We start from the raw sequence: 26,679 nt of genomic DNA on the forward strand, positions 1-26,679 counted from the left end.
CCTGGCGCCGCCGCATCAGCTGGAAGTGCTCGGGCTTCATGCACAGGCCGATCACGAAGAACGGCAGGAACTGGAGCACCCGCTGCAGATCGAGGCGCCGGCGACCGCTCGCTGCCGGGGCTGCGGCGGCGCCGTGCCATAGGGGCGGCGCCGGGGGCGGCCGGCGACGCGGCGGGGGAGGGGAGCGTGGGCGACGGCACCGACGCGCTCAACGAGATCGCTCCGTCCACCACCGGCCGGTTCCTGCGCAAGCGGGGCGGCGGCGACCGGGGGCAGGTCTCGGTCGAGTTCCTCGGCGTCCTTCCGCTGGTCCTCATCGTGCTCGCCGTGATCTGGCAGCTGGTGCTGGTCGGCTACACGTACTCGCTGGCGGGCAATTCGGCCGACAAGGGGGCGCGCGCGGGCGCGTCCGGGGGGCCGGGCGCCTGCCAGGAGGCCGCGCAGAAGGACATCCCCGGTTCGTGGAGCGCCGACATCACCTGCCCCGGCCGGGGCAGCGGCCCCGTGTACAAGGTGACGGTGCGGTTGCAGGTCCCGGTGCTCTTCCCCGGGGCCGCCGACTTCCCGTGGACGGTGACGGGTACGGCGGGCGCGGCGGACGAGACGGACCTGGCGGGCGAGGGGCAGTGACATGAAGAGCCGCCTGCGTGACGACCCCCCGCACCCAAGTCCGCGTGCCGCCGGGCCCGGCGCCCCAGGCGCCGCCCGGCCGGACGCGGAACGGGCCCGGGAGCGGGGGTCGGCGTCCATCGAATTCCTCGGCTTTCTGCCGATCCTGCTGCTCGTCGCGCTGGCCGCCGTCCAGCTCGGGATCGCCGCCTACGCCGTACAGCAGGCCGGCACCGCGGCCCGCGCGGCGGCGCGTACGGCCTCGCTCGACGAGCCGCGCACCAGCCCGGCCGCCGCCGGGCTGGAGGCGATCAGCGGCTGGCTGGCCGACGGGGCGAGCATCAGCGGCGGCGGCTGCGGTGGCGGCGAGGCGCACGCCACCGCGACCGTGGACATCCCCTCGGTCATCCCGGGCTTCGACTTCGGCAGCGCGGAGAAGAGGGCCACGATGCCCTGCGACGAGCCGGACGGCGCGGGGCCGGCGGCGATGGGAGGACAGCGATGAGCCTGCGGGCCCGTATCACCGCGCCCGAGGGACCCGGTGAGGGGCGCCAGGACGGGCATCTCGTCGCCGTCTACCGCGCCAAGCTCCTGGAGGAGATCGACCTCGCGGAGATGTCCTCGCTCGCCGCCGCCGAGCGCCGCTCCCGGCTGGAGCGGGTGCTCGGCCACATCATCAGCCGCGAGGGCCCGGTCCTGTCGACCGCCGAGCGCTCCCAGCTGATCCGCCGGGTGGTGGACGAGGCGCTCGGCCTCGGGGTGCTGGAACCGCTCCTGGAGGACGCCTCCATCACCGAGATCATGGTCAACGGCCCGGACCAGATCTTCGTCGAGCGGGCGGGCCGCGTGGAGCTCGTCCCCGTCCGGTTCGCGTCCGAAGAGCAGCTGATGCAGACCATCGAGCGGATCGTCTCCACGGTCAACCGCCGCGTGGACGAGTCGAATCCGATGGTCGACGCGCGCCTCCCGTCCGGGGAGCGGGTCAACGTGATCATCCCGCCGCTGGCCCTCACCGGGGCCACGCTCACCATCCGCCGCTTCCCGCGCGCGTACACCCTGCATGAGCTGATCGGCATGGGGACGCTGGACGAGCAGATGCTGATGCTGCTGGCGGCGCTGGTGCGGGCCAAGCTCAATGTCGTGGTGTCGGGGCCGACCGGCTCCGGCAAGACCACCCTGCTCAACGCCCTCTCCGGGCTGATCCCCGACGGCGAGCGCATCATCACCGTCGAGGACGCCGCCGAGCTCCAGCTGCAGCAGACCCATGTCATCCGGCTCGAATCCCGGCCGCCGAACGTCGAGGGCATGGGCCGGATCACCATCCGCGATCTGGTCCGCAACTCCCTGCGGATGCGCCCCGACCGCATCATCGTCGGCGAGGTGCGCGGCGGCGAGACGCTCGACATGCTCCAGGCCATGTCCACCGGCCATGACGGCTCGCTGGCCACCGTCCACGCCAACAGCGCCGAGGACGCGCTGATGCGGCTCCAGACCCTGGCCTCGATGTCGGATGTGGCGATCCCGTACGAGGCGCTGCGGGACCAGATCAACAGCGCCGTGGACTGCATCGTCCAGCTCGTCCGGCACGCCGACGGCTCGCGGCGGATCAGCGAGATCGCGCTGCTCGACAGCCATGGCCACGAGGAGTACCGCATCGCCACCGTCTGCCGCTTCGACGCCCTGCCCATGGGCGCGGACCGGGTCGTGCACGGGCGGTTCTCGTACTTCCCGCTCCCGGAGCGGGTCGCGGAGCGGCTGCGGCTGGCGAGCGAGTCGGTGCCGCCGGCCTTCGGGGTGGCCGCCTTCCCGGCGCAGCTGGCCACCCGCGGCGCCGCGTACGACCGACCCGCGTACGACCCCAGGGACCGGAGGTAGCAGGGCGCATGGACCATCTGGCGATGGCGGCCGTCGGCGCGACGCTGGTGTGCGGCGCGCTGGGCGTCGCGGGCGTGCACACCTACGCCCGGGGCAAGGAGCAGCAGCGCGCGCTCATCGACCGGCTGTCGGACGCGGGCCCGCTGCCGCGCTCCGGCCGCCCGCGCCGCTTCGCCCTGGTGGACCGGCGGCTGCGGACGACCTCGGTGGGCCGGAGGCTGGAGCTGCGGCTGGCGGCGACGGGGCTGGACATCACCCCCGGGGAGTTCTTCGTCTACACGGCCACGGCGGCGGTCGGGCTGTGGCTGGTCGCGGCGTCCCTCCTCGCGGCCTTCTTCGGGCCGATAGCGGCCGTGATCGCCGTCTGGGGCGCCTTCGGCTTCCTCAACTGGCAGCGGCAGAAGCGGATCGAGCGCTTCATCAACCAGTTGCCCGAGCTGTCCCGGATCCTGGCCAACGCCACCCAGGCGGGGCTCGCGCTGCGCACGGCGCTGAGCATGGCGGCGGACGAGATGGAGGCGCCGGCGGGCGAGGAGCTGGCCAAGGTCGCCGCCAAGCTGGCGGTCGGCCACTCGATCGACGACGCGCTGGAGGAGCTCGCGGAGCGGCTGCCCTCCCGGGAGTTGGTGGTGCTGGTCACCACGCTCGTGCTGTCCAACCGGGCGGGCGGGACCGTGGTCAGCTCGCTGCGCAATCTCACCCAGACGCTGGAGGAGCGCAAGGAGACGCGGCGCGAGGTCCGCACCCAGCTCTCCCAGGTCACCGTCACCGCGTATGTCGTCCCGCTGATGGGGATCGGGACGCTGCTGCTGATGAACAGGATCTCGGCGGGCTCCCTGGACCGGATGACCTCGTCCTTCTGGGGCCAGGCCGCGGTGGTCGTGGCCTTCGCCCTGTACGGGATCGGCTTCTTCCTCATCCGTCGTATGTCCAAGATCGACGTCTGAGGGGCGGACGGTATGGCAATCGGAGTGCTGCTGGCGCTGGCCGCCGGCCTGTCGGTGGCAGGCCTCGCCTACGGCGTCGCCCTCTACCGCAGCGAGGCCAAGCTGCCGAGCGATCTGGCCGTCGCGCTGGAGGTCGGATCGTCGCGGACGACCGCGGTCGGCTCGGCCGTCGACCGGCTGGGCATGCGCTACGCCCCGCTGGTGCTGCGGCTGATGGGCGAGAAGCGGGTGGCCAGGGTGCGGCGCCGGATCGATCTGGCGGGCAACCCGGGCGGGCTGACGGTCGACCGCTACGCGGCCCGGCGGGCGGTGTACGGGGCCCTCGGCTTCGGCGGCGCGCTGGTGATGCTGATGAAGGGCCAGGTCCTGCTGGCCCTGGTGCTGGTGGCGTTCGGTCTTTTCTGGATCGAGGTCGGCATCTGGGCGGCGGTGCGCGAGCGCAAGGACGCGATCGAGCGGACGCTGCCGGACTTCCTGGATGTGCTGGCGGTCGTGGTGAGCGCCGGATTGAGCTTCCGTCAGGCGCTGGACCGGGTCGCGGAGAAGTACGAGGGCCCGTGGGCGGATGAACTTCGCATCACGCTTCGGCAAATGGACATGGGGGTCAGCCGGCGGCAGGCGTTCGAGGAACTACGTAAACGTAATGACTCGGAGCAGGTCGCCCAGTTCGTCACCGCGCTTCAGCAGGGCGAGGAGCTGGGCGCGCCGATCGTCGAGACATTGATCGCCATTGCGAACGATATGCGCCGTACGGACGCGCAGAACGCCCGGCGGCGCGCGGCACGCGCGGTGCCCAAGGCGACCATGGTCATCACGACCTTCATGGTGCCCGGGACGATGGTGCTGCTCGTCGCGGGGTTCTTCATCGGCTCGGGGACGGACTTCGGGTCGGTCACCGGGGACTGACGGTCTCTTTTGGGTGAATTCCCTTCGCGGTTGCAATTCAGTGTGGGACAGTCGTCGATTGAGGACTCCTCGGCCGGGAGGGGGTGAGACCGATGGGCCGCGGTGGCCGGAGCGTACGTCCACGGTTCGAACGCTGGGCATGGGGAAGGCAATGGTCCCTGGGGCACTGTTCCGGGGCCGGTGTTTCGGCGTACTTTGCTCGTGTCGCGAGCGACACCACGGGGGTTGAGTCGCCGGACCAGAGTGGGACGGCAGCCCATGGAGGGGAACACAATGGGGAAGCGCGTTACGGGGAACGACCGGGGGCAGACCTCGATCGAATACCTGGGCATCATCGCCGTGGTGGTGGCCATCGTCCTGGTCTTGTCGACCACCGACTTCGGCAGCATGATCGCAAACGCCATCTCCGACAAGATCGCGCAGGTCGTCGGCATCTGACCGGCCCCGTGACAGCCCGCGGAGACATCAGAAGCGATGCCGGGCAGGCCTTTCCGATCTATATCACCGCCGTGGCGGGCCTGCTCTTCCTCGCGCTCGCCCTCTTCGCCGTCGGCCAGGCGGGCGCCACCCGCAACGGCGGGCAGACCGCCGCCGACGCGGCGGCCCTCGCGGCGGCGCAGGACTACCGAGATCAGTTGCGCAAGGGGTTCATCGGGGCGATCGCGAACGGAAGCGCCTGGGACGACCTGCTGAACGGGCGGGGGCCCGGGGCCGGGGCCGCGTGTGAGCAGGCGCAGTGGTTCGCGTCGCAGAACGACGCGGCCCTCACCGGCGATGGATGCGTACCGGACTATCTGCCGACGTCCTTCACCGTGACCGTCCGGACCAACAAGCCCGTCGGCGAGTCCGTCATCCCGGGCACGGAGAGCCGGCACGCGACGGCGAAGGCCAAGGCGGTCGTCACGCCGCGCTGTACGGTGCCGTTGCCCGACCCCACGCCCAGCCCGTCCGACGGCGGAAAGGGCGGCGACGACCAGGGGAAGAAGCCGCCCATCGGCCTCACCTGCGACGGCAAGGATCTGGCCATCGACCCGGCGCGTCTCGATCTCTTCCCGGACGCCAAAGACCTCTTCTCCGTGCACCTTGCCGACTGACGAGCGAACGAAGAGTAAGGACAGCGAGCCATGAGCATGCGGCACACGACGAAGGCCCGGAGGGGGGCCGCCGCGACGGCGTTCGCCGCGGCCCTGGCCCTCGCCGTGGCGGGGTGCGGCAGCGGCGACGGCGGCGGCGGGAAGAAGCCGGACGGCGGCTCGCCGCAGAAGTCCACCGCGGCCAAGGAGGACGACGGCGGGCGACAGGAGCCCGCGGCGGACTCCTCCAAGACCATCGGCGAGATCAAGGGGCCCGGCGGGATCGTCGTCACCCTGCACTCCGCGGTGCGCGACGGCGGCGGCTTCGTCACGGTGAACGGGACCGTCACCAACCACGGGAGCAAGTTGTTCAACGCGATCGACTGGCGCTCGAAGGAGACGGAGGTGAAGTCCCCGTCGTCCGTGTCGGGCGCGTCCCTGGTCGACGAGGGCGGCAAGAAGCGGTATCTGGTGCTCCGGGACACCGATGGCCAGTGCCTGTGTACAACGGGCCTCTCCGGGATCAAGCCGGATGAGAGCCGTCCGCTGTTCGCGCAGTTCCCGGCCCCGCCGAAGAGTGTCACGCAGGTCGACTTCCAGATCCCGACGATGCCGTCCGTCAGCGTCAAGCTCTCGGGATGAGCGACACCATGACGACACGGACACCATGTAGGACACGTGCGGCGGCCCGCGGTCCGCGGTGCGGCCCCGTCCTCGCCGCGCTCGCCTCCACCGCGCTCTGGATGACCGCCGTCCCGGCCCCGGCCGCCCACGCCGACAGCGGCCCCGGGGCGCCCGCCGACACCACCCCGCCCGTGAGGATCGACGCCAAGGACTCCGATCTGCGGATGCCGGAGGGCGCCAAGCTCGCGCCCGGCCGGGTCCTGGACATCAAGTCCGTCGTCGAGACGGACGACGGCGACGAGCGGCGCGAGGACACCAACGCGAAGGTGAAGTTCGCCCTCCAGGCCGAGGTGCTCTTCGACAAGGACAGCGCGAAGCTCGGGGGCGCGGCGAGCGCCCGTATCAAGGAGATCGCCGCGGAGGCCGAGCGGCAGGCCGCGAAGAATGTGCGGGTCTTCGGCTTCACCGACGACCTGGGCTCGGCGGGGCATGGCATCGAGCTGTCGAAGAAGCGGGCCAACGCGGTGCAGCAGGCGCTCGCGGAGGACCTCGACGCCTCCGTGAACTACCAGATCCGCGGCTACGGCGAGCAGTACCCGATCGCGGACAACATGACGGAGGAGGGCCGCAAGAAGAACCGCCGAGTGGAGGTCAGCTTCCCGCGCACCGGCTGAGCGGGCCGCCTCAGGTGCATGGATCGACTCCCTGCCCGCGCCGCCGCCGCACCATGGACCCCGCGATCAACGGGGACTCAGGACTCGATCCAGTTGTGCGCCTGGGCCAGCTCCATGACGCGCCGACGCACCTGCTTGATCTGATCGGCGGTCAGACTGCCGCCCACCTCTACCAGTGCCTCGGTCAGCTCCTGCCGGAACTCGTTGACCGACAGCACATCGCACATGGTGTCGTCGCCCGCGTCCGGCCCGGGGGCCCGTACGACCGTGGCGGCGCGCTCGACAATGCGGACCTCGGACGCCTTGGGGCCCTTGTCGCCGTACTCGGGGACGAACCGCACCTTCGATCCGGGCTGGAACAGATGCTTCTCGTCCAGAAGGTCGTTCGCGTGCATGAAGACGTCCTCGCCGCCGTCGTCCGGCGCGATGAAGCCATAGCCGCGAAACTCGTCGAACCGCAGAATCTTGCCAGTTGTCGTCAACGTGCTACCCCTACCCCTGTACCTCTACCTCAGCGACCTCGACCGCGATCGAGGGTGTCCCAACCATGGCACCGGCACATCAGCCTAGCGAAGGCGGAGGCGGCGCAGAAGCGCCGGGGGTGATCGCGACGCGTACGCCCCGACGCACCCCCCAGCGCTCCCATGCGCCCGCCTCGGCCTCCAGGACATGGCGTGCGCGCGGACGGGGGCGCCCGAGCCGGCCGGGGCGCATGGTGCGGACGGCCAGGACGGTCAGCCGGCGGTCGAGATAGGCGACGTCGATGGCGAACCGCATCCGGAAGGTGTGGACGCCGCTCGCGGGCGTGAGCAGGATCGCGCCGGTCAGCCCGTCCCGGCCGAGCAGGCCGCGGGCGCGGGCGCGGTAGGAGGCGGCGACGATGAGCGGAATCCCGCCCTCCGGGCCGCTCTCCGGCCCGGCGTCCGGCCCGGCTCCAGGCCCGGCGTCCGGCCCGGCCTCCGGGTCTCCCGCCCCCGTTCCGTCCCCGAGCACGCGCAGCGTCGCCGTGCCGTCGCGCCAGCGCCCCATGTCCGCGCCCCCTTCCGCCCCTCCGCGCAGTGTTCCACCGCCCCGCCGCTTCCGTAGGCTCGGGCCGTGGATCCGCTGCTGATCGCCCTGGCCGCCGCGTACGGAGCGGCCGCCGGGCTGCTGGTGCCCCGCCCGCTCTACCGGCTGGCCGTCGAGCCCGAGGACCCCTGGCGTGCGGCCTGTCCGCGGGGGCACGCCCTCACCGGCCCGGCCCGCGGCTGGCTCGGCCCCGCCCGCTGCCCCGGCTGCGGGGACGGCGAACGGGCGTACGGGGCGGGCCCGGCGCCCGCCATGGCGCTGACCGCGCTGGTGTGCGCGGGGCTCGCGGCGGCCGTAGGCGCGCGCCCCGAGCTGGCGGTGTGGCTGCTGCTCGCCCCGCTGGGGGTGCTGCTCGCGGCGGTGGACCTGGCGGTGAACCGGCTGCCGGACGTGCTGACCCTGCCGATGGCCGCCGGGGCCGCGACGCTGCTCGGCGCGGCGGCGCTGCTGCCACACAGCGCGGGCTCCTGGACGCGGGCGCTGCTGGGCGGGGCGGTGCTGGGCGGCGGGTATCTGGTGCTGTTCCTCATCAGCCCGAGCGGTATGGGGTTCGGCGACGTCAAGCTGGCGCTGACGCTGGGGGTCGCGCTCGGCTGGTACGGCTGGGACGTGCTCTTCGTGGGTGCCTTCGCCGGTCTGCTGCTGGGCTCGTGCTACGCCGTGGCCCTGGTACTGACCCGGCGAGCTGGGCGTAAGACCGCCATGGCGTTCGGCCCATTCATGATCCTCGGGGCGTGCGCCGGGCTGGTGCTGGGGGCGCTCGGGGCCGGATGACGTCAGCGCCGCGCCGATTGTCACCCCCGTCGATGCATGGACATCCGCTCACGAAGGGTTATGGTGGGAACCCCCCCTCGGGCCGGTCCGTACTCCCCCCCACGGACCGGCCCGCTTTATTCCGGGGGTATCGCACTGTTACGGGCGGTACGTAGGCCACACGGTCGATTACGAAGCGTTACGCCTCGCAGTGGGGTCGCCGCGGTGGTCACCACGGTGGACCGGGACCTCGTACGGCCTCCCCCGGTTCGCCAGTCCTTCCGCCCAGCAGTAGGGTGTCGGCCTTGGGGGCGGACTGCCATGGCGAGCCATGCGAGGCACTGAGGGGCTGGAAGACGTGAAGTTGCGCGACCTGGTGTACGGGCTCTACGCACGCCGGGTGGAAGCCCGCCTCGACCACGCCCAGGTGCCCAAGCACATCGGCGTCATCCTCGACGGCAACCGCCGCTGGGCCCGCGCGGCCGGCGGCACCGCCGAGCAGGGGCACAAGGCGGGCGCCAGCAAGATCCAGGAGCTGCTCGGCTGGTGCAACGAGACGGACGTCGAGGTCGTCACGCTCTGGCTGCTCTCCACCGACAATCTGGACCGCCCCGAGGAGGAGCTGGTCCCCCTCCTCAGCATCATCGAGGGCGCCGTGCGCGATCTGGCCGCCGACGGCCGCTGGCGGGTGCACCACGTGGGGAACCGGGATCTGCTGCCCGCCCGCACCCAGACGGTCCTCAAGGAGGCCGAGCAGGTCACCGACCACATCGACGGAATACTGGTCAATGTCGCCGTCGGCTACGGCGGTCGCCAGGAGATCGCCGACGCGGTGCGGTCGCTGCTGCTCGACCACGCCACCAAGGGCACGTCCTTCGAGGAGCTCGCCGAGGTCGTCGACATCGACCTCATCTCCGAACACCTGTACACCCGCGGCCAGCCCGATCCGGATCTGGTGATCCGCACCAGCGGTGAGCAGCGGCTCTCCGGCTTCATGCTGTGGCAGAGCGCCCATTCGGAGTACTACTTCTGTGAAGTTTTCTGGCCCGCCTTCCGCAAGGTGGACTTCCTCCGCGCGCTGCGCGACTACGCGGCGCGCCACCGCCGGTACGGCAGCTAGTCCCCTACCGCGCACCGCACTTCACCGGCCGGGGCCGGACGCCGCACGGCGTCCGGCCCCGGCCTCGTGTGTCACGCAGGTTTCGCAACGTTCATATACGCGCCGTCATATGCCGTTGCATGGCTCCGCACGTTCGAGGGAATATCCAATACAGGTCGACGCCCTGTCCCACTGTCCAGTGGGCGTCGAACTGCCAGCGGACGGCATCGGGCCGTTCGCCCGGGAGGCCCTTTGCACACGGACGACTGTGCGGATCGTGCGTATGACGCGGAGGGCCGGCGCTCGGCCCTCCCAGTAGGGCCTGAGCCCGGTCCGTCCCCCGTCTACGGCGGGGTGACCCCACTCCCGCGACGCCGTCGCACCCCAACCTCTCCCGAGGGGGTTCGTCCACCCGTGGTGACCAGCAAGAAACGCCGCGAGCACGACCGGCGCACCTATGTCCTCGACACCAGCGTCCTGCTGGCCGACCCGAACGCCATGGCCCGCTTCGAGGAGCACGAAGTCGTGCTGCCGGTTGTCGTGGTCACGGAGCTGGAGGCCAAGCGGCACCATCCGGAGCTCGGGTACTTCGCCCGGCAGGCGCTGCGCCTGCTGGATGAGTACCGCATCCGGTACGGCCGTCTCGACGCTCCGATCCCGATCGGCGATCTGGGCGGCACTTTGCGTGTCGAGCTCAACCACTCCGACCCGGGAATCCTGCCCGCGGCCTTCCTGAACCACGGCCGCATGCCGGACAACGACTCGCGGATCCTCGCGGTCGCCAGAAACCTGCAGGCCGAAGGGTATGACGTCACCGTCGTATCCAAGGACCTGCCGCTGCGCATCAAGGCGTCCTCGGTGGGGCTGCTCGCCGAGGAGTACCGCGCGGAGCTGGCGATCACCGACTCGGGCTGGACGGGGATGGCGGAGCTCGCCGTCTCCGCCGAACAGGTGGACGATCTGTTCGCCGCCGAGACGGCGTACCTCCCCGAGGCGGCCGAACTGCCCGTGCACACCGGTCTGGTGCTCCAGTCCGAGCGCGGCAAGGCGCTGGGCCGGGTCACCCCGGACGGGCAGGTGCGGCTGGTGCGCGGCGACCGGGAGGTGTTCGGCATCCACGGGCGGAGCGCGGAGCAGCGCATCGCGCTGGATCTGCTGCTCGACCCGGAGGTCGGGATCCTCTCGATGGGCGGCCGGGCCGGCACCGGAAAGTCGGCGCTCGCGCTGTGCGCGGGTCTGGAGGCCGTGCTGGAGCGGCATCAGCACCGCAAGGTGATGATCTTCCGCCCGCTGTACGCGGTGGGCGGGCAGGAGTTGGGCTATCTGCCCGGCAGCGAGGCCGAGAAGATGAGCCCATGGGCTCAGGCGGTCTTCGACACGCTGTCCGCGGTGACCAGCGCCGAGGTCATCGAGGAGGTCGTGGGGCGCGGGATGCTGGAGGTCCTGCCGCTGACCCATATCCGCGGCCGTTCGCTCCATGACGCCTTTGTGATCGTGGACGAGGCGCAGTCACTGGAGCGGAACGTGCTGCTGACCGTTCTGTCCCGGATCGGCGCCAACTCCCGGGTGGTGCTCACCCATGATGTGGCGCAGCGCGACAACCTCCGCGTCGGGCGGTACGACGGCGTGGTGGCGGTGGTCGAAAAGCTGAAGGGGCATCCGCTGTTCGCGCATGTCACCCTCACCCGGTCCGAGCGATCGCCGATCGCGGCGCTGGTGACCGAAATGCTGGAGGACGGCCACATCTGAGCCGGTTGAGTCCGATATAGGGCGCCAGGACGCCGCGCGGAAAGGCCAATGAGCCTAGCCGTGCGGCGTCTTGCTGCGCCGGGATTTCCAGAAATCCCAGGCGTAAACGGGGTGTGAGCTTTCACACCTATCGGGGAATTGCCTCGGGGGCGCCGCGTCCGGCAGTGTGTGGGTCCTGTCAGGCCCCGCATACGGCACACCAGTACCCCCAGCGGTACAGAACCGCAGCAGCACCAGAACTAAAGAGCGTTCGCCGTATGCCGCCCGAGCACCTTGCGGCTCTCCTGCGGGAGGGCCCACCGGGCCAGTGCCTCCCGTGACCAGCCGACCTCGCCTTGCGGGGGAGGAACAAGGGGAAGCCAGCGCCAGGGGCACGATTGCGCCCGCGAGGTCACCTAAGCGGGCGATGCTGGAAGGAACACCGAGTGAGCCGGATTTCGGTCCGGGGATTCGCAGTGGCCTCGGCCACCGCGGTCACCACTGTGGGCGCTGTCGTCGGTGTCGCCGCGGGTGGCGAGCAGCAGAGCTCGTCCGACCCGATCGAGGCGACGGCCGCCGACTCGACGCTCCTCGCGGACATACCCGCCGGGCAGCAGGCCGTGGCACAGACCGCATCCCTGACGCAGCAGGCGGATGTTCAGTCGACCGCAGCAGACGCGGAGGCGAAGAAGTCCGCCGAGGAATCGGCCCGCAAGCAGGCGGCCCAGGACGCGAAGGCCAAGAAGGCCGCCGCGGACAAGGCAGCTGCCGAGAAGCTGGCCAAGGAGCGCGAGGCAAAGAAGAAGCAGCAGATCGCGAGCCGTTCGGCCACGCGTGACGCCGGCGACTTCGTGCAGAAGGCTTCGTACACCATCGCCGAGACCCAGGCCATGGCGCGCCAGATGATCGCCGGCGACCAGTTCCAGTGCTTCAGCAACATCGTGGACCACGAGAGCGGCTGGAACTACCAGGCCACCAACCCCTCATCGGGTTCGTACGGTCTAGTGCAGGCGCTGCCGGCCTCCAAGATGGCCTCGGCCGGCGCCGACTGGAAGACCAACCCGGCCACTCAGATCAAGTGGGGTCTGGGCTACATGAACGACCGCTACGGCAGCCCCTGCGCCGCCTGGTCGTTCTGGCAGGCCAACCACTACTACTGATCGGCCCCGGCCCACCCGGCCACGCAGACGAGCTTCCCGAAACCCCCGGCCGTACACCGGTCGGGGGTTTCGCGCTGTCCTCAGCCGGTAACGTCTCCCCGACGGCCGAGGGGGAACTGGGGGTAGGGAAAGAGAAATGTCCAGATTGCCACAGTGGGTTGGCAGGCTGGGAGCCGGCCTGACCCGGCTCGCCCACCGGCTCGAGTCCCAAGAAGCGGAGATGCGGGGCCGAGAAGGCCACGCGGAGGGGGCGCACAAGCCCCGTAGAGCGCCCCGCCCCGACGAGAGCGCCCGGGCGGGCGCCGGAGCGGGCGCCGGAGCGGGAGCGACAGAAGGCGCCGGTACCGCCGGTGAGGACGCGGCGGAGGGCGCCGCTGGGGGTGCGGCGGAGGGCGCCCATGAGCGGCCCCGGACGAGCGCTGACAAGGGCGCGGGCAAGGGCGCGGGCGAGGGCGCGAACAAGGGCGCGGGCGAGGGCGCCGACAAGGGCGCGGGCAAGGGCGCGAGCGAGGGCGCTGACAAGGGCGCGGGCGAGGGCGCTGACAAGGGCGCGGGCGGGGGCGCGGGCGGGGGCGCCGGTTCAGGCGCCGGGGAGGGCGGGGCCGGCCGGCCGGAGCCCCCCAGCGTGCCCGCCCCGCCCGCCTACGCCCCCGCCGTCGCCGCCAAACCCGATCCGGTCGCCGCCGTCCCCTGGGGCGTCCGGGTCGCCGCCGAGGCGGGCTGGCGGCTGTTGGTGCTCGCCGGGACGGTCTGGGTGCTGATGCAGGTCATCAGCTCCGTCCAACTGGTCGTGCTGTCCTTCACAGTCGCCCTGCTCATCACCGCGCTGCTGGAGCCCACCGTCACCCGGCTGCGCCGACGCGGAGTGCCGCGCGGCCTGGCCACCTCGCTCACCTTCATCGCCGGCTTCGTCATCATGGGCCTGGTCGTCTGGTTCGTGGTCTGGCAGGTCATGGAGAACATCGACGACGTCTCCAGCAAGGTCCAGGCCGGTATCGACGATCTGCGGCGCTGGCTGCTGCACAGCCCGTTCCATGTGACCGAGAAGCAGATCAACCATGTCGCCAAGAGCCTGCGCGAGGCGGTCGGCGCCAACACCGACGAGATCACCTCGGCCGGGCTCGAGGGCGTCACGGTCGTCGTCGAGGTGATGACCGGCATTCTGCTGACGATGTTCAGCACGCTCTTCCTGCTGTACGACGGCCCGAGGATCTGGGACTGGACGCTCAAGCTCGTCCCGGCCGCGGCCCGTGAGGGCGTGGCGGGTGCGGGGCCGCGCGCCTGGGCCACGCTGACCGCCTATGTGCGCGGCACGGTGATAGTGGCGCTGATCGACGCGATCTTCATCGGCGTCGGGCTCTTCTTCCTCGATGTCCCCATGGCGGTGCCGCTGGCCGTCTTCATCTTCCTCTTCGCCTTCATCCCGCTCGTCGGCGCGGTGGTCTCCGGCGCGCTCGCGGTGGTCGTCGCGCTGGTCACCCAGGGCGTGTTCACGGGGGCGATGGTGCTGGTGGTGGTGTTGGCCGTACAGCAGCTCGAGGGCCATGTGCTGCAGCCCTTCATCCTCGGCCGGGCGGTACGGGTCCATCCGCTGGCCGTGGTGCTCTCGGTCGCCGGGGGCTCGCTGATCGGCGGCATCGGCGGCGCGGTGGTGGCCGTACCGCTGGTGGCGGTCGCCAATACGGCCGTCGGGTATCTGCGCGCGTACAGCCGCGAAAGCGCTCTGCGCGCCGCCGGCACCGCGCCCACCGCGCCCACCGCCCCGCCGGGCCAGGGTGGTGTGTGAGACGTCGGAAGCCGCGTGGACAGGGTCGGCCATCTGGTGGTGGCCGCAACGACTACGAAACGCATCTGTGGCGACCGGCGCCGCACCGTGCCTTCCCGGGTTTCCGGGGCAGGCGGACCGCGCTCCACAGCGAGTTACAGCATCTGCGCAGGCTCCGAAACCGGAATCATGCATCATGAACCGACTCACCACCGGCATTTGGCCGCCGACCACGCCACACTCCTGCGCCGAGAAGATGAAGGCGGTGATGAACCGCTACACCAACGGTCTGCTCACCTCCGCCCAGGTCATCGAGGAGCTGGTCAAGGTCGCTCGGGAAATCTCCGCCGACCGCGAGCGCGCGCGGGAACTGGGGCTGACCGAGGACGAGCTGGCGTTCTATGACGCGGTGGTGGCGGCCAACCCTTCGGCCGTTGAGGAAATGGGCAAGGGCATTCTCGCGCAGATCGCGAAGGCCCTGGTGGAACAGGTCCGCAATGACGTCACCATCGACTGGAAGGTGCGCGAGCAGGCCCGTGACCGTATCCGGGCCAAGGTGAAGCGCCTGCTGCGGCGCTTCGGTTATCCGCCGGACCGGCAGCCCGAGGCCATTGAGCGGGTGCTGAAGCAGACCGAGGTCAAGGCCGAGGAGTGGGCCTGAACCCCGGGCTTCGGTTTGCGGTGGGTTTGGGACAGGGAGGCGCCGACGCGATGGTGACCCCTGTCCCAACGCCACCGCTTACGGCCACCGCACCGCTGGGGACGTTCCCTTGCCCTCACGGCACGGCGGGATCTCACCGGGCGTCCAGGAGTCGCCGAGGACGTAGCACAGCTCAGCGTGCAGCTGCTCGGCCTCGATGGGGCTCAGTCGGAGCTGGCCGTCCCCCTTGTGCTCACCGTCGCGGACCACCCACAGAGGCAGTGACACCCCCTGGTCGGCGGCGCCGGTCTGCGTGACGCGCTTGCCGGGGATGCGATCCAGCCGCCATCCGCGTGCGGGGTTGTAAGACGCCATGTCATCCGGCCTTCCATTACTCAGTGTTGCTGTCTGCGTCTCCAGAGTGGCCGGAAATGGCTAGGGTCGACAGTGGGTGAGCGTCGCCAAGGAGGCAAGGAACACAGGGGGTTGTGATGCCCGCACGCAAGAGCATTTCCGGACGCAAGCCGTCCGCGCGGCGGTTGCTGGCCGCCGAGGTGGCGCGGCTGAGGGCAGAGTCCGGCAAGTCGCTGGGGCAGTTGGCCGATGAGACGACCTACGACCGTACGTACCTGCACAAGCTGGAGACCGGGGTGCGGATCGGATCCCCCGAGGTCATCGCCGCGCTGGACAAGGTGTACGGGACGGGGGAGCGCCTGGCGATGCTGTGGGAACTGGCCCGCGAGGACGTGTTCCCCGACAAGTACAAGCGCTTCATGGAGCTGGAGGCGACGGCCACCGTCCGCTATGAGTACTCGGCAGCTACGGTGCCGGGGCTGTTGCAGACCGAGGCGTATGCGCGGGAGGTTTTCCAGGTGGGGCGACCTCGGAGTGAAGACGATCTTGAGGAGCATGTCGCGGCCCGGATGGGCAGGCAGGATCTGCTGACCCGCGACGATCCACCGCACTACCGGGCAGTCCTTGACGAGGCAGTGCTGAGGCGGCCGACTCGTGATCCCAAGATGTGGGAGCAGCAGTTGAACCACTTAGTGCAGACGGCCGAGTGGCCGAACGTCACGCTTCAGGTGTTGCCCTTCGCAGCCGGGCTACACGACCTGCTCGGTGGTTCGCTCACGGTGTTGTGGCTGTCGGACGGCAGGTCCGTGGGTTATGTGGAGAGCAGTAAAACCGGCGAACTTGTCGAGAATGCGGCAGATGTGGAGCAGCTGAAGCTGTCCTACGATCTGCTGCGAGACTCGGCTCTCTCGCCTCGGGAGACCGTGGCGTTTATTCGCCAAGTGATGGAGGACTCCACAACATGCGATCCCCCCGCCCAGACCTGAGCGCCGTGCAGTGGCGCAAGTCCAGCTACAGCAATTCCGACGGCGGCAACTGCGTCGAGGTCGCCGACGGCTACCCCGGCCTCGTTCCCGTCCGGGACAGCAAGAACCCCCACCACCCGGCGCTCATATTCGAGGCCCCCGCCTGGGCCGCGTTCATCGCCGAGGTGAAGGCCGCGCGCATCGGGGGCTGACGACCGACCCACTCCCCGGACCGTTCAGCCCAGTTCACGCCGCGACTCGCAGTGTCACCGCACCATGAGAAGGCGAGCGCGCCAAGTGGGTGGGGTGGGCGGCCGGGAGGCGCCGGGAGGCGAGGAGTCACAGGTGCACGTCACGAAGGTCGGCCTCTCGAACATCAGAGGGTTCACGGGCCCCCGTACGGTGAATCTCACCCTCCCCGATGGCGGCGGGTGGATCGTCATGGCGGGCCGTAACGGCTCGGGCAAGACCACACTGCTCAAGGCTCTGGCCGTCGCGCTCGGCGGACCCTCCGTAGCCCGCACCCTGGTGTCGGACTTCAGCGGATGGGTCTCCCAGGGGGAGCGGGAGGGCTGGGCGCAGGCGTACATCACCCGCGACCCGTCGCTTGACGTGCTGCGCGGCCGGGGGCGGGCGCCGGACGGGCCGCAGGTTCTCGGGCTGACGTGGACGTGTGATCCCGATCCAGCGGACTCCGGCGTCGGAGGAGCTCACGCGGGAGCTGACGCGATGCAATACGAAGGCCCGCGAGTGGGTGGCGGACGGCAAAACCGTACGTGACGTCTGGTCCGCATGAGGCAAGGATCACAGCGCGAAGGGGCGCCCCACCGGATCGGTGGGGCGCCCCTTCGTATGTGCCGTATGTGCCTGTTGGGCTCAGGCGCCGGCGCTCAGGACGCTCTCGGCGTCCAGGGTGGCGCCGACCGCCTGCAGCACGGCGGCGATCTTGAAGGCTTCCTGGATCGTCTCGCGGTCCACGCCCGCCTTGCGGAGCACCTGCTCGTGTGAGTCGAGACACATGCCGCAGCCGTTGATCGCGGAAACCGCGAGCGACCACAGCTCGAAGTCGACCTTCTCGACGCCCGGGTTGCCGATGACGTTCATCCGCAGGCCCGCGCGCAGGGTGCCGTACTCCGGGTCGGACAGCAGATGCCGGGTCCGGTAGTAGACGTTGTTCATCGCCATGATGGCGGCCGCCGACTTGGCGGCGGTGTACGCCTCCGGCGACAGGTTGGCCTTGGCCTCCGGCTCCAGCTCCGTCAGCACGCGCGGCGAGCGCGAGGCGATCGCGCAGGCGAGCACGGTGCCCCACAGCTGCTGCTGCGGAAGCTCCGAGTTGCCGATCACCGAACCGAGGTTCAGCTTGAGGTCCTTGGCGTAGTCCGGAAGCGCGGACTTCAGCTCGTCGAGTGCCATATCAGCTCAAGCCTCACTCACCGGAGAGGAGGGCGACCGGGTCGAGGGTGTCCTCGCCCTGGGTCCAGTTGCACGGGCACAGCTCGTCGGTCTGCAGGGCGTCCAGCACCCGCAGGACCTCCTTGGGGTTACGGCCCACGGAACCGGCCGTCACCATGGTGAACTGGATCTCGTTGTTCTGGTCCACGATGAAGACGGCGCGCTGCGCGAAGCCGTCCTCGCCCTCGACGCCGCAGTCGCGCATCAGCTCGTGCTTGGAGTCGGCCAGCATCGGGAAGGGCAGGTCACGCAGGTCGGCGTGGTCCTTGCGCCAGGCGTGGTGGACGAACTCGGAGTCGCCGGAGACGCCCAGGATCTGCGCGTCGCGGTCGGCGAACTCGTCGTTCAGCTTGCCGAACGCGGCGATCTCGGTCGGGCAGACGAAGGTGAAGTCCTTCGGCCAGAAGAACACGACGCGCCACTTGCCCTCGTAGGACTTGTGGTTGATCTGCTCGAACTCCTTGCCGCTCTCCAGCGACACGCAGGCGGTCAGGTCGTACTCGGGGAACTTGTCACCGACAGTGAGCACGCGCTCTCCTTGCAGCTTTCGCGTAGGAAACCCCTTTTGATCAGGTTTCCTGGGGTTGGACGGTGCCCACCATGGCACACCGGGCATTGATCAGTGAAATAGCTAGACTCGGTGGTGTTGATTGGAGGTGGTTATCAGTGGCCGCATCAGCCACACCGGCCGGAAAGTCGCGGCAGCCCAGCCTGTCCCAGCTCAGAGCCTTCGCCGCGGTCGCGGAGCATCTGCACTTCCGCGACGCTGCGGCCGCCATCGGCATGAGCCAGCCCGCGCTCTCGGGCGCCGTCGCCGCTCTGGAGGAGACGCTGGGCGTCCAGCTGCTGGAGCGTACGACGCGGAAGGTACTGCTCAGCCCGGCGGGGGAGCGGCTCGCCGTCCGTGCCCGCACGGTACTGGAGGCGGTCGGCGCGCTGCAGGAGGAGGCCGAGGCGGCGCGGGCGCCCTTCACGGGGGTGCTGCGGCTCGGGGTGATCCCGACCGTGGCGCCGTATCTGCTGCCGACCGTGCTGCGGCTGGTGCGCCGGCGCTATCCGCGGCTGGATCTCCAGGTGCACGAGGAGCAGACCGCCTCGCTGCTGGACGGGCTCGCCCAGGGCCGGCTCGATCTGCTGCTGCTCGCTGTCCCGCTCGGCGCCCCCGGCGTCGTCGAGCTGCCGCTTTTCGAAGAGGACTTCGTCCTGGTCACGCCGCAGGACCACTGGCTGGGCGGGCGCGCCGACATTCCGCGCGAGGCGCTGAAGGAGCTGGATCTGCTGCTGCTCGACGAGGGCCACTGCCTGCGCGACCAGGCCCTGGACATCTGCCGCGAGGCGGGCCGGCCCGAGGGCGCGCCGGTGACGACGAGCGCCGCCGGGCTCTCCACGCTGGTGCAGCTCGTCGCGGGCGGGCTCGGGGTGACGCTGCTGCCGCGCACCGCGCTACGCGTCGAGACCGGCCGGGGCGACCACCTCGCCACCGGCGACTTCGCCGACCCGGCGCCCGCCCGCCGGATCGCCCTGGCCATGCGCGTGGGCGCCGCGCGCCAGGGGGAATTCGAGGAGTTGGCGGAGGCGCTGCGGGAGGCGCTGCGGCCGCTGCCGGTGCGGATCGTGAACCGGTGAGCCTGACCGGCCAGGACGCGGCTCCGGGGCCGTTCCCGCAGGTGGGAACGGCCCCGGAGCCAAGGACGCGGCGCGTCCTCACTCCGTACGCAGACCCTCCGGCCGCATCATGCGCCACAGGGGAGGAAGGCTGACGAAGGTCACCAGCAGGATGACGCCCGCGCCGATGCCGGTCATGGCGCCGAGGCTGGACCAGTCGACGGCCAGCGGCTGGTCGACCATCTTCAGCAGCATCGCGCCGAGCGCCAGTCCGCCCGCGATCGAGAGCGCGAGGCCCAGGACCACCGGGACCGCGGTCTGCCACAGGATGGACCAGCTGAGGGTGGCACGCCGAGTACCGAAGGCGACCAGGACGGACAGCAGCCGCCTGCGCTCGCGCAGCTGCTCCAGGGTCGTCACGATCATGCTGGCCCCGATGAGCAGCAGGGTCGCGGTGGCGCCGATGAACAGGCCGCGGCGGATCGTCGCGAACTGGGAGGACTCCGAGGTGCTGGAGAGCGTCATCACATCCATCGTCGGGTCGAGCGCCGCGCTGGTGTTGCGCGTGAACTCGGCCGCGTCCGGCACCTTCGGATCCAGCCGCAGCATGGCCACCGCCCGCGGCTGGTCCAGGTCCGCGACATCGAAGGCGCCGGGGGTGGCGAGGATGCCGGTGCGCTCACTGCCGGTCGGGTCGGTTCGGCTGCCCACCAGCTTGGCCGAGCGGGGGATCGTCCACAGCTTCTTCGTGGCGCTCGGCGTGTACCCGGAGGGGTCCATGTTGAGGTTGACCTGGGCGCCGGGCTTGGCGAAGTCCGCCCCGGGGTCGTAGTAGGCGGAGGAGCCGGACCGCTTGATGACGAACACATCGCCGTCCTCGCAGCTGGTGACGCGGGCCACCTCGCGCAGTGCCGGGCAGCCGGCGACGGTGAGGGAATCGGTCGCGATGCTCGTCCGGTCCTTCTCCTTGCTGTGGGCGTCGGCGATGTACCCCTCGGTGAAGCCGAGCACATCCTTGACGCCCTTGGTCCCGCGGTACCGGTCGAAGGCCGCGCGGGCCTGGGCGCCGGTCTCCACCCGGACGTTCGCGATCATCTGGGTGCGGTGCGGGTCCTGGCCGGTCTCCTTGGTGCTGTCGTTCTGCACGGTGGTGAAGAGCATCTGGATCGCGATCGCCCCGGCGACCGCGACCGTGATGCCGCTGACCGCGCGCGCCGCCGTGCCGCTGCTGAGCTGAAGCCGGCGGGTGGCGAGCTGCCAGGGCACCGGGCCCTTGCCGAAGCGCTCGACGACGGCCTCGACAAGCCAGGGCAGCAGCGCGGTGAGGCCGACGAGCAGCAGGATGGCGCCGATGGCCGCCTGGTACGCCTTGGTGTCGCTGCTGCTCCCGCTGCCGGGCCCGAAGCCGCCCGCGAGCGGCAGCAGCAGACCGATGCCGAGGAGCGGCAGCAGCAGCCGCCACCACAGACGGCGCCGCTTGGGGGTGGCGTTCCGGACGACACCCAGCGGCTCGATGGTGATCCCGCGCAGGGCGACCAGGGTGACGATCACGGCCGAAGCGGGCACGGTCACCGTGATCAGAGCTGCGAGCAGGCCGGACGGCCGGATGTCGGAGGCGAAGAAGCTGACGTCCCACAGCGTGACCGTGCTGATGAACTCCCGGATCAGCAGGAACAGCACACCGCCGACGGCGAGCCCCAGCAGTGAGCCGAAGAGCGACTCACCGGCGGCGATCCGCCGGGTCATATGACTGTCGGCGCCGACCAGCCGCAGCGCGGCCAGCCGCCGGTCGCGCCGCTCTCCGCCGAAGCGCGCGGCGGTGGCGATGAAGATGAGCACCGGCAGCAGCAGGACCACACAGCCGACGACGACCAGCAGCAGCAGCCCGGGGTTCAGGGGCTGGGGCTTGCCGACGTTCTTCGTGCCCCAGCGGTCGATGTGGTAGCCGTTGATGTGGGCGAACGCCTTCTGGCTGATCCCCGCGTAGTAGCGGAGGTCGGCCGGGCCGGACAGTCCGCTGTCGTCGATGGTGCCGATGGTGCGGTACGGGAGGCGCTCGCGGAGCAGCTTCCCGTCGCCCGAGGCGAGCAGCTTCTTCAGGGCGGGCGAGACCCACATCTCACCGGGGGCCGGGATATGGCCGATGCCCGGCGGCTGGGGCGGGTGCGCGCCGTCCGGCGACATCACCAGGCCCTCGATGTCCGCGCCCCGGTAGGTGGTGTTGGCCCGGCCGAGCTGGATCGTGCCGGGGCCCGGCACGGGGTCGGTCTGGAAGCCCAGTGCGGCGCGTGCGTCGCTCCGCTCGCCGCGCAGGGAGTACGCGTTGGGGGCGGAGGAGGCGAGGAGCAGCAGCGCCACGCCGAGGCCGACGCCGACCGCCGTCATGATCGTCCGGGCCCAGCTCTCCCGGCCGCCGGTGACCGCGAAGCGCCCGCCCATGGCCAGATCGGCGGCCCAGCGGGCGATGCCGACGCGGCGGCGGGGCTCGGGGGCGGCAGGCATGGGGGGAACGGGCGTCAGGGTGGGCGCCGTGGCGGCCCGGCCGCCGTCCGGGCCGCTCATCGGACCCCCGCCATGTCGCGCGCCTTGCCGTCGCGCACGACGACCTCGCGGTCGGAGTAGGCGGCGACCCGCGCCTCATGGGTGACGAGTACGACGGCGGCGCGGGTGTCCCGGGCGGCCTCGGTGAGCAGCTCCATCACCCGCTCGCCGTTGAGGGAGTCGAGCGCGCCGGTCGGCTCGTCGGCGAAGAGCACCCGCGGGCCGGTGACCAGCGAGCGGGCTACGGCGACGCGCTGCCCCTGGCCGCCGGAGACCTCGCCGGGCCGCTTGTTCCGTACGTCCGCGACCTCCAGCCGCTCCAGCCACGACAGCGCGCGGGACTCCGCCTCCTTGCGCTTGACGCCGTTGAGCCGCAGCGGCAGCGCCACGTTCTCCACGCAGTTCAGCTCGGGGACGAGCTGGCCGAACTGGAAGACGAAACCGAACTCGCCGCGGCGCAGACGGCTGCGCTCGGCGTCCGACATCGCGGACAGCTCGCGCCCGCTGTAGTGGACGGAGCCCGAGTCCGGCCGGACGATGCCGGCCAGGCAGTGCAGCAGCGTCGACTTGCCGGAGCCGGAGGGGCCCATGACGGCGACGACCTCGCCGGGGTGGATGGAGAAGTCCGCGCCGTCGAGCGCGGGGGTGTGGCCGTACGACTTGTGGAGGCCATTGGCTATCAGCAGAGAGCCCGCCGGAGTCATGAACGCACCGCCTTGGCGAGTTGGCCGAGGCGGGCCGCGGTGAGCTCCAGCCAGCGCAGATCGGCCTCGAGGTGGAAGAGGGCGTGGTCGCAGATGAGTTGGTCGCTGAGGTCACCGCCGCGCTTGCGCTGGGTGAGGTCGCGCATCAGGCGCAGATGTTCGGCGCGCTGGACGTCGAGCAGATCGCCGGCGTCGCGCCCGGTGAGCAGCGCGAGGACGACCTTGGTGTAGAGGACCGACTGGAGATAGGGCTCGGGCTTCTCGGGCTGGGAGAGCCAGTGCTCCACATCGGTGATGCCCGCGTCGGTGATGGCGTAGCGCTTGCGCTCGGGGCCACCACCGTGCTCGATGCCGTCGACCTCGACGAGGCCGTTCTTCAGCAGACGGGACATGGTGGAGTAGACCTGCCCGTAGTGGAGCGGACGGTCGTGTCCGAATCTTTCGTCGAAGGCCCGCTTGAGGTCGTAGCCATGGCGCGGGCCGGACTCCAGGAGTCCGAGCAGGGTGTGGCCGATTGACATGCCCGGGACTCTACACCATGCGTATACGTCGCGTGTATAGCTGCGGTGAATAGTGTGTCGCAGCAGGTCAACGGCATTTTGCGGGGCCTCTTGCTACTCCGGTGCGTCGTCGGTGTCGCCGGAGGGGGCGCGCGGCGGACGGCCGCGGCGGGGGATCGGCCGCACCGCACCGGGCAGCCGGCCCGCGTCCGCGAGCGCCTTGCGCAGCGGGAACTCGATCTGCGCGTTGGCGCTGCGCAGCCCCCAGCACCACGCTGACCTGCGAGCTCACCGGCATCACAGAGACATCGGTTTCGGCCGGAACGAACCCCACCACGATCCCGAACCAGCAACAGCCCACATCAGACAGAAGCACCCGGCGCGCGCCACGGCATTTACCACGCCCCCGGCGCGCACCGAAGGTGCGCTGGATCGCTGACCAGTATCAAGGCCGTACGGCGCCGTATCGGCCCGAACGGCGCATCCCGGCTTCTCCAGCGGAACGAGCGGGCCTGGCTCTACCACATCGACCGGCCACTGGTAGAAGGGCTCAGGCGGGCCTTCGCGATCGCCGACGCCCGCCCCGACCTGCTGCGTGGTGAACCCACCAGACGCATCACCTGACCCGGGCCGCACCACCGGTAGGAGAACGTCTCGCCGGCGGTTCCGAGTGGCACTGTCTCTGGTTCTGGGAAAGCAGACTGGGACGCGGCCCCGGCCGCTACAGCCGTGGGGTCGGCGGCCGTGCTTCGGTTGAGGGAGCAACGTCAGGTCTGTCGCGAACCATCGGTGCTGACAGCTTCCTCAGCGAGTGGACGGCAAAGGGTCCTGTCGTGTGAGGCAAACAAGAATCCCTACGAGGACGATGGCTGCCGTGATGGCCGGGGCGACCAGGGAGTTTGCGGGATACAGGATCCAGGCCCATGGCGCGGGGCCCCCTCCGCTTCTCCAGCCGGCCGCCGCGCACACAAGGGGCACGACGGCGACGGTGACAGCCGCGATGCGGTGGCCGAGGAAGGGAAACAGCAGCAGGCCGAGGCCGACGTATCCGGCGATGTTGCGCCCCAGTACCAAGGCGATGCTGTCGGCCCCCAGGGCGTAACAGAGGGCTGCCATCCCCGCCCCGGTGGCGGCGACCGCCGAGCCGAGTGCGGCGTCCCACCTCCGCACGGGCCGGCAGGCGACGCTTTCGGTGCGCAGGTCGCCGCGTCCCATGCCGTAGAGCAGCATCACCGCGGGCAGCAGCGTGATGAGGTGGCCGACAAGGAAGTGTCCGGACTGGCCGGTCAGGACGGGCACGGGAAGTTCGGCGTTGCCCATGAGGAGTCCCACCGCATTGGTCAGGACGACGGACACACTCAGCGCGGGAACAGCGCGGGCCTTCAGCCACCAGTTCATCCGTGGCTCCCGTCGATGCCCAACTGGGGGCGTACGTTGCAGGATCGCATGGCGCGGGTGTTGCGCTCGTACCAGGCGAGCTGGGTCTGTCGGGACTGCTTGAGGACATGCTGAGCGAGGGCTAGTTCCGGCGGTGAGACCCGGTTGGTGAGGCTTCGGGGCGAGGCGCGGGCGGTGAGGGAAAGCCACGCTCCGACGGGGCCGTAAGCGTCAGCGCCCGGGTAGTGCTCCCCGTTGTCCGCGCACGCAGGAGATTGCGGAAGCAGCCCTGCCGCTACACCTGTGGGCACACCGACGGCGCTGATACCGGGGCCAATGGCCAGCTTGGTCTCGTCAGAGCGGGGCCGGTCCGCCATGGTCAACGTGGCAGGCACCACGACGCCGGCCCGGCGGAGCCTCTCGACGGCCTTGCGTGACTCGGCGCGGACCATCCCGGCTCGGTCCATCTCGGGCCACAGGCAGATGCGGGGCCGGCCGTGGTCGCACTCCAGGTCGCTCGTCGCGCGGGAGGTCACCGGGTCCGCCCCCATGCCGTGGGCGGAGGCGGCACCGCCTGCGAACCCTGCGGCGAGCAGCGCGGCCGCGGCGACGATGGCGGGGACGGCCTTGCGGTACTGGATGAGCACGGCGGCGGACAGACAGACCCCGGTAGCGAATGCTCCCGCGCTCACCAGCGCCCATACGTCCAGGCTCTGGTCGAGCATGCAGCAGTCCTGCAGTCCTCCGCCCACGAGGTGCCGGATCCACACGATGCTCCAGGAGACCGGGTAGGCGTTGGCGACGAAGCTCGCGATCAGCGTGACCGGCACCGCGATGACCGGAGCCCACTGACGGCCCATGACGAAGCCGACCAGGGTGTTGGCCGCGATGAGCACCGCTTCGACCGCGAGGATGCCGGGATTCGGCATGCCGATGCCGACGTCGGCGGCGGCCGCGGAGACGAGCAGGGCCGCGGCCATGCCGACTACGCCCATCACGAAAGCCGGCAGCAGGAGGGGGAAGGCGATGGCCAGAGGCGATCGGACCGCGTTCTGGTCGGAGATGCGCGCGCGCCTGAGCCGGCTTCCTTCCCAGGCTCCGGCTCCGGCACACGCGGGGCCCACAAAGGACAGCGCGAGGGTCGCGGTGCCGGTGGCGGAGAGCCAGTAGTGGGGCGTAACCCACTCGGACAAGTTGTCGCTGAGGGCGATGACGATGAAGCCGGCCAGAAACGGCAGAAGTCGGGTGCCCGACGAGACGCGGACGATGGTGCGCAGCAGCACGGTCAGATCTCCTCGCCTACGAGCTGGGTGTAGGCGGCTTCCGCGCGTTCGCGGGGGCCCTGGGCGCTGTCGGCCATGGCGTGGAATTCGGCGGTGGTGCCGTGGAAGCGCACCGTGCCCCGGTCCAGGACGACCACGTGCTGGTAGAGGTCGGCCAGATCTTCGGTCTGGTGGGTGGAGACGAGGATGTGGACGTCATCGGCGAGCTGCTCGAGTAAGGACCGGAAGACCTTGCGCTGGGTGGGGTCCAGGCCCGCGGTCGGCTCGTCCATGAGGATGAGCTCGCTGTGGTGGGTGAGGGCTCCGGCGATGCCCATCCGGCGCAATTGGCCGCCGGAGACCTGGTGGCTGCGGCGGTTGGCGAGCTTGTCCAGGCCGACACGGCCGAGCGTGACAGCCGATGCCCTCCAAGCATCCGTGCGGTTCATGCCCTTGAGCCAGCCGGCGTAGGCGACTTGCTCCCGCACGGTCAGCCCCGGCACGGGCGTGATGTGCTGCGGCAGCCAGGCCACTGCCTTCCGGTACGCCGTCACCTCCCTGCGGGCGGTGGGGCTGCGCCCCTTCCAGGTGACCGCGCCGTCCAGGGGCTTGAGCTGGGAAGCGGCCAGCGCCATCAGCGTGGACTTCCCCGCCCCGTTCGGGCCGAGCAGCACCGTCGCCGGACTGCTGACGCGAAGGTCGAAGCCATCGAGCACGGTCGTCTTCCGGTTGTACCGGAAGGAGACACCGCGGAATTCCAAGGCCATGAGCCGCACAATCCGCCGCCAGGGTGACCCCGAGGAGGCTGTAGTGAGGGAGCGGAGCGGGAGGTGCCCCGGTGCAGGCAGAGCCCGCCTGCACCGGGGCACCTGTGAAGACGTGCCGTACTGTCTTCGGGTTCTAGATGAATGAGTCCAAGGGGTGCCGTCGCGGTTAGTGATCGTAGGCGATCAGTGACCGCTTGATGGGTTGCCCTTCCTTGTCGTTGTGCCAGA

At 70.5% G+C, this 26,679-nt stretch carries 30 protein-coding genes; 19 read left to right on the plus strand and 11 right to left on the minus strand.

Annotated elements, in window-relative coordinates:
• The first annotated feature begins 186 nt into the window (after positions 1 to 186).
• The 9 genes from ABZS71_RS32745 to ABZS71_RS32785 all read left to right on the plus strand — a co-directional run bounded on the left by ABZS71_RS32745 (position 187) and on the right by ABZS71_RS32785 (position 6,708).
• Complete coding sequence (locus ABZS71_RS32745) at positions 187 to 630, plus strand: TadE family protein (RefSeq protein WP_356215865.1); 444 nt, start codon at positions 187 to 189, stop codon at positions 628 to 630.
• A 1-nt stretch (position 631) separates the two neighbouring features.
• Positions 632 to 1,114: a TadE family protein gene (locus tag ABZS71_RS32750; RefSeq protein ID WP_356215868.1), complete on the plus strand. Its 483-nt coding sequence runs from the start codon at positions 632 to 634 to the stop codon at positions 1,112 to 1,114.
• A complete protein-coding gene (locus ABZS71_RS32755; RefSeq protein WP_356215871.1) occupies positions 1,111 to 2,484 on the plus strand; it encodes a CpaF family protein in 1,374 nt (457 codons plus the stop codon). The genes ABZS71_RS32750 and ABZS71_RS32755 overlap by 4 nt, the downstream gene beginning before the upstream one ends.
• Positions 2,485 to 2,492: 8 nt before the next feature.
• Positions 2,493 to 3,431, plus strand: a complete 939-nt coding sequence (locus tag ABZS71_RS32760; RefSeq protein ID WP_356215873.1) for a type II secretion system F family protein — start codon at positions 2,493 to 2,495, stop codon at positions 3,429 to 3,431.
• A 12-nt stretch (positions 3,432 to 3,443) separates the two neighbouring features.
• Positions 3,444 to 4,337 carry a DUF5936 domain-containing protein gene (locus ABZS71_RS32765; protein WP_356215876.1) on the plus strand — a complete coding sequence of 298 codons (894 nt, stop codon included), beginning with the start codon at positions 3,444 to 3,446 and terminating at the stop codon, positions 4,335 to 4,337.
• 273 nt (positions 4,338 to 4,610) lie between these two features.
• Positions 4,611 to 4,775 carry a hypothetical protein gene (locus tag ABZS71_RS32770; RefSeq protein WP_355855527.1) on the plus strand — a complete coding sequence of 55 codons (165 nt, stop codon included), beginning with the start codon at positions 4,611 to 4,613 and terminating at the stop codon, positions 4,773 to 4,775.
• A gap of 8 nt (positions 4,776 to 4,783) precedes the next feature.
• Complete coding sequence (locus ABZS71_RS32775) at positions 4,784 to 5,431, plus strand: pilus assembly protein TadG-related protein (RefSeq protein ID WP_356215879.1); 648 nt, start codon at positions 4,784 to 4,786, stop codon at positions 5,429 to 5,431.
• Positions 5,432 to 5,461: 30 nt separating this feature from the next.
• Complete coding sequence (locus ABZS71_RS32780; RefSeq protein ID WP_355855521.1) at positions 5,462 to 6,052, plus strand: hypothetical protein; 591 nt, start codon at positions 5,462 to 5,464, stop codon at positions 6,050 to 6,052.
• 8 nt (positions 6,053 to 6,060) lie between these two features.
• The gene (locus ABZS71_RS32785; protein WP_356215930.1) at positions 6,061 to 6,708 is read left to right on the plus strand and encodes an OmpA family protein; all 648 of its coding nucleotides are present in this window, start codon (positions 6,061 to 6,063) and stop codon (positions 6,706 to 6,708) included.
• A gap of 77 nt (positions 6,709 to 6,785) precedes the next feature.
• Here the strand turns inward: ABZS71_RS32785 and ABZS71_RS32790 are convergent, their stop codons facing one another.
• Positions 6,786 to 7,190: a cold shock domain-containing protein gene (locus ABZS71_RS32790; protein WP_356215882.1), complete on the minus strand. Its 405-nt coding sequence runs from the start codon at positions 7,188 to 7,190 to the stop codon at positions 6,786 to 6,788.
• A gap of 79 nt (positions 7,191 to 7,269) precedes the next feature.
• Positions 7,270 to 7,737 (minus strand): DUF192 domain-containing protein, encoded by a 468-nt coding sequence (locus ABZS71_RS32795; RefSeq protein WP_356215885.1) that lies wholly within the window; start codon positions 7,735 to 7,737, stop codon positions 7,270 to 7,272.
• 66 nt (positions 7,738 to 7,803) lie between these two features.
• On the opposite strand from ABZS71_RS32795, the gene ABZS71_RS32800 reads away from it, so the two are divergent.
• From ABZS71_RS32800 to ABZS71_RS32825, 6 genes are all read left to right on the plus strand, one after another.
• Complete coding sequence (locus ABZS71_RS32800) at positions 7,804 to 8,550, plus strand: prepilin peptidase (RefSeq protein ID WP_356215888.1); 747 nt, start codon at positions 7,804 to 7,806, stop codon at positions 8,548 to 8,550.
• Positions 8,551 to 8,887: 337 nt separating this feature from the next.
• The gene (locus tag ABZS71_RS32805; RefSeq protein WP_355855614.1) at positions 8,888 to 9,649 is read left to right on the plus strand and encodes an isoprenyl transferase; all 762 of its coding nucleotides are present in this window, start codon (positions 8,888 to 8,890) and stop codon (positions 9,647 to 9,649) included.
• Positions 9,650 to 10,042: 393 nt separating this feature from the next.
• Complete coding sequence (locus tag ABZS71_RS32810) at positions 10,043 to 11,377, plus strand: PhoH family protein (protein WP_355855506.1); 1,335 nt, start codon at positions 10,043 to 10,045, stop codon at positions 11,375 to 11,377.
• Between the two features lie 425 nt (positions 11,378 to 11,802).
• Complete coding sequence (locus tag ABZS71_RS32815) at positions 11,803 to 12,516, plus strand: lytic transglycosylase domain-containing protein (RefSeq protein WP_355855503.1); 714 nt, start codon at positions 11,803 to 11,805, stop codon at positions 12,514 to 12,516.
• Positions 12,517 to 12,652: 136 nt separating this feature from the next.
• Complete coding sequence (locus tag ABZS71_RS32820) at positions 12,653 to 14,302, plus strand: AI-2E family transporter (RefSeq protein ID WP_356215891.1); 1,650 nt, start codon at positions 12,653 to 12,655, stop codon at positions 14,300 to 14,302.
• 175 nt (positions 14,303 to 14,477) lie between these two features.
• Entirely contained in the window at positions 14,478 to 14,942 is a 465-nt protein-coding gene (locus ABZS71_RS32825) for a type I restriction enzyme endonuclease domain-containing protein (protein ID WP_356215894.1), read from the plus strand.
• A gap of 78 nt (positions 14,943 to 15,020) precedes the next feature.
• On the opposite strand, the gene ABZS71_RS32830 is transcribed toward ABZS71_RS32825, so the two are convergent.
• On the minus strand, positions 15,021 to 15,296 hold the full coding sequence (locus tag ABZS71_RS32830; protein ID WP_356215897.1) for a hypothetical protein: 276 nt from the start codon (positions 15,294 to 15,296) through the stop codon (positions 15,021 to 15,023).
• 116 nt (positions 15,297 to 15,412) lie between these two features.
• Here ABZS71_RS32830 and ABZS71_RS32835 point away from each other — a divergent pair, with 116 nt between their 5' ends.
• The 3 genes from ABZS71_RS32835 (at position 15,413) to ABZS71_RS32845 (ending at position 17,020) form a co-directional block, all read left to right on the plus strand.
• The gene (locus ABZS71_RS32835; protein WP_356215900.1) at positions 15,413 to 16,261 is read left to right on the plus strand and encodes a helix-turn-helix transcriptional regulator; all 849 of its coding nucleotides are present in this window, start codon (positions 15,413 to 15,415) and stop codon (positions 16,259 to 16,261) included.
• Positions 16,237 to 16,452 carry a DUF397 domain-containing protein gene (locus ABZS71_RS32840; RefSeq protein WP_356215903.1) on the plus strand — a complete coding sequence of 72 codons (216 nt, stop codon included), beginning with the start codon at positions 16,237 to 16,239 and terminating at the stop codon, positions 16,450 to 16,452. Before ABZS71_RS32835 ends, ABZS71_RS32840 begins: the two co-directional genes overlap by 25 nt.
• 133 nt (positions 16,453 to 16,585) lie before the next feature.
• Positions 16,586 to 17,020, plus strand: coding sequence for an AAA family ATPase (locus tag ABZS71_RS32845; protein WP_356215906.1), 435 nt, complete (start codon positions 16,586 to 16,588; stop codon positions 17,018 to 17,020).
• Positions 17,021 to 17,116: 96 nt separating this feature from the next.
• Here ABZS71_RS32845 and ABZS71_RS32850 read toward each other — a convergent pair whose 3' ends face one another.
• Positions 17,117 to 17,656, minus strand: coding sequence for an alkyl hydroperoxide reductase (locus tag ABZS71_RS32850; RefSeq protein WP_355857795.1), 540 nt, complete (start codon positions 17,654 to 17,656; stop codon positions 17,117 to 17,119).
• Positions 17,657 to 17,669: 13 nt separating this feature from the next.
• Positions 17,670 to 18,224, minus strand: a complete 555-nt coding sequence (locus ABZS71_RS32855; RefSeq protein WP_355857798.1) for a peroxiredoxin — start codon at positions 18,222 to 18,224, stop codon at positions 17,670 to 17,672.
• Between the two features lie 137 nt (positions 18,225 to 18,361).
• Here ABZS71_RS32855 and ABZS71_RS32860 point away from each other — a divergent pair, with 137 nt between their 5' ends.
• Positions 18,362 to 19,321, plus strand: a complete 960-nt coding sequence (locus ABZS71_RS32860) for a LysR substrate-binding domain-containing protein (protein ID WP_356215910.1) — start codon at positions 18,362 to 18,364, stop codon at positions 19,319 to 19,321.
• A gap of 78 nt (positions 19,322 to 19,399) precedes the next feature.
• Here the strand turns inward: ABZS71_RS32860 and ABZS71_RS32865 are convergent, their stop codons facing one another.
• The 6 genes from ABZS71_RS32865 to ABZS71_RS32890 form a co-directional block, all read right to left on the minus strand.
• A complete protein-coding gene (locus ABZS71_RS32865) occupies positions 19,400 to 21,862 on the minus strand; it encodes an FtsX-like permease family protein (protein WP_356215914.1) in 2,463 nt (820 codons plus the stop codon).
• Positions 21,859 to 22,545, minus strand: coding sequence for an ABC transporter ATP-binding protein (locus ABZS71_RS32870; RefSeq protein ID WP_356215917.1), 687 nt, complete (start codon positions 22,543 to 22,545; stop codon positions 21,859 to 21,861). The genes ABZS71_RS32865 and ABZS71_RS32870 overlap by 4 nt, the downstream gene beginning before the upstream one ends.
• Positions 22,542 to 23,066, minus strand: coding sequence for a PadR family transcriptional regulator (locus ABZS71_RS32875; RefSeq protein WP_356215920.1), 525 nt, complete (start codon positions 23,064 to 23,066; stop codon positions 22,542 to 22,544). Before ABZS71_RS32875 ends, ABZS71_RS32870 begins: the two co-directional genes overlap by 4 nt.
• 783 nt (positions 23,067 to 23,849) lie before the next feature.
• Complete coding sequence (locus ABZS71_RS32880; protein ID WP_356215923.1) at positions 23,850 to 24,443, minus strand: hypothetical protein; 594 nt, start codon at positions 24,441 to 24,443, stop codon at positions 23,850 to 23,852.
• A complete protein-coding gene (locus tag ABZS71_RS32885; RefSeq protein ID WP_356215924.1) occupies positions 24,440 to 25,705 on the minus strand; it encodes a hypothetical protein in 1,266 nt (421 codons plus the stop codon). Before ABZS71_RS32885 ends, ABZS71_RS32880 begins: the two co-directional genes overlap by 4 nt.
• A 2-nt stretch (positions 25,706 to 25,707) precedes the next feature.
• Positions 25,708 to 26,451, minus strand: coding sequence for an ATP-binding cassette domain-containing protein (locus ABZS71_RS32890; protein WP_356215927.1), 744 nt, complete (start codon positions 26,449 to 26,451; stop codon positions 25,708 to 25,710).
• Between the last annotated feature and the right edge of the window lie 228 nt (positions 26,452 to 26,679).

It is taken from the genome of Streptomyces sp. NPDC005393 (genome assembly GCF_040606675.1).
GTDB lineage: Bacteria > Actinomycetota > Actinomycetes > Streptomycetales > Streptomycetaceae > Streptomyces.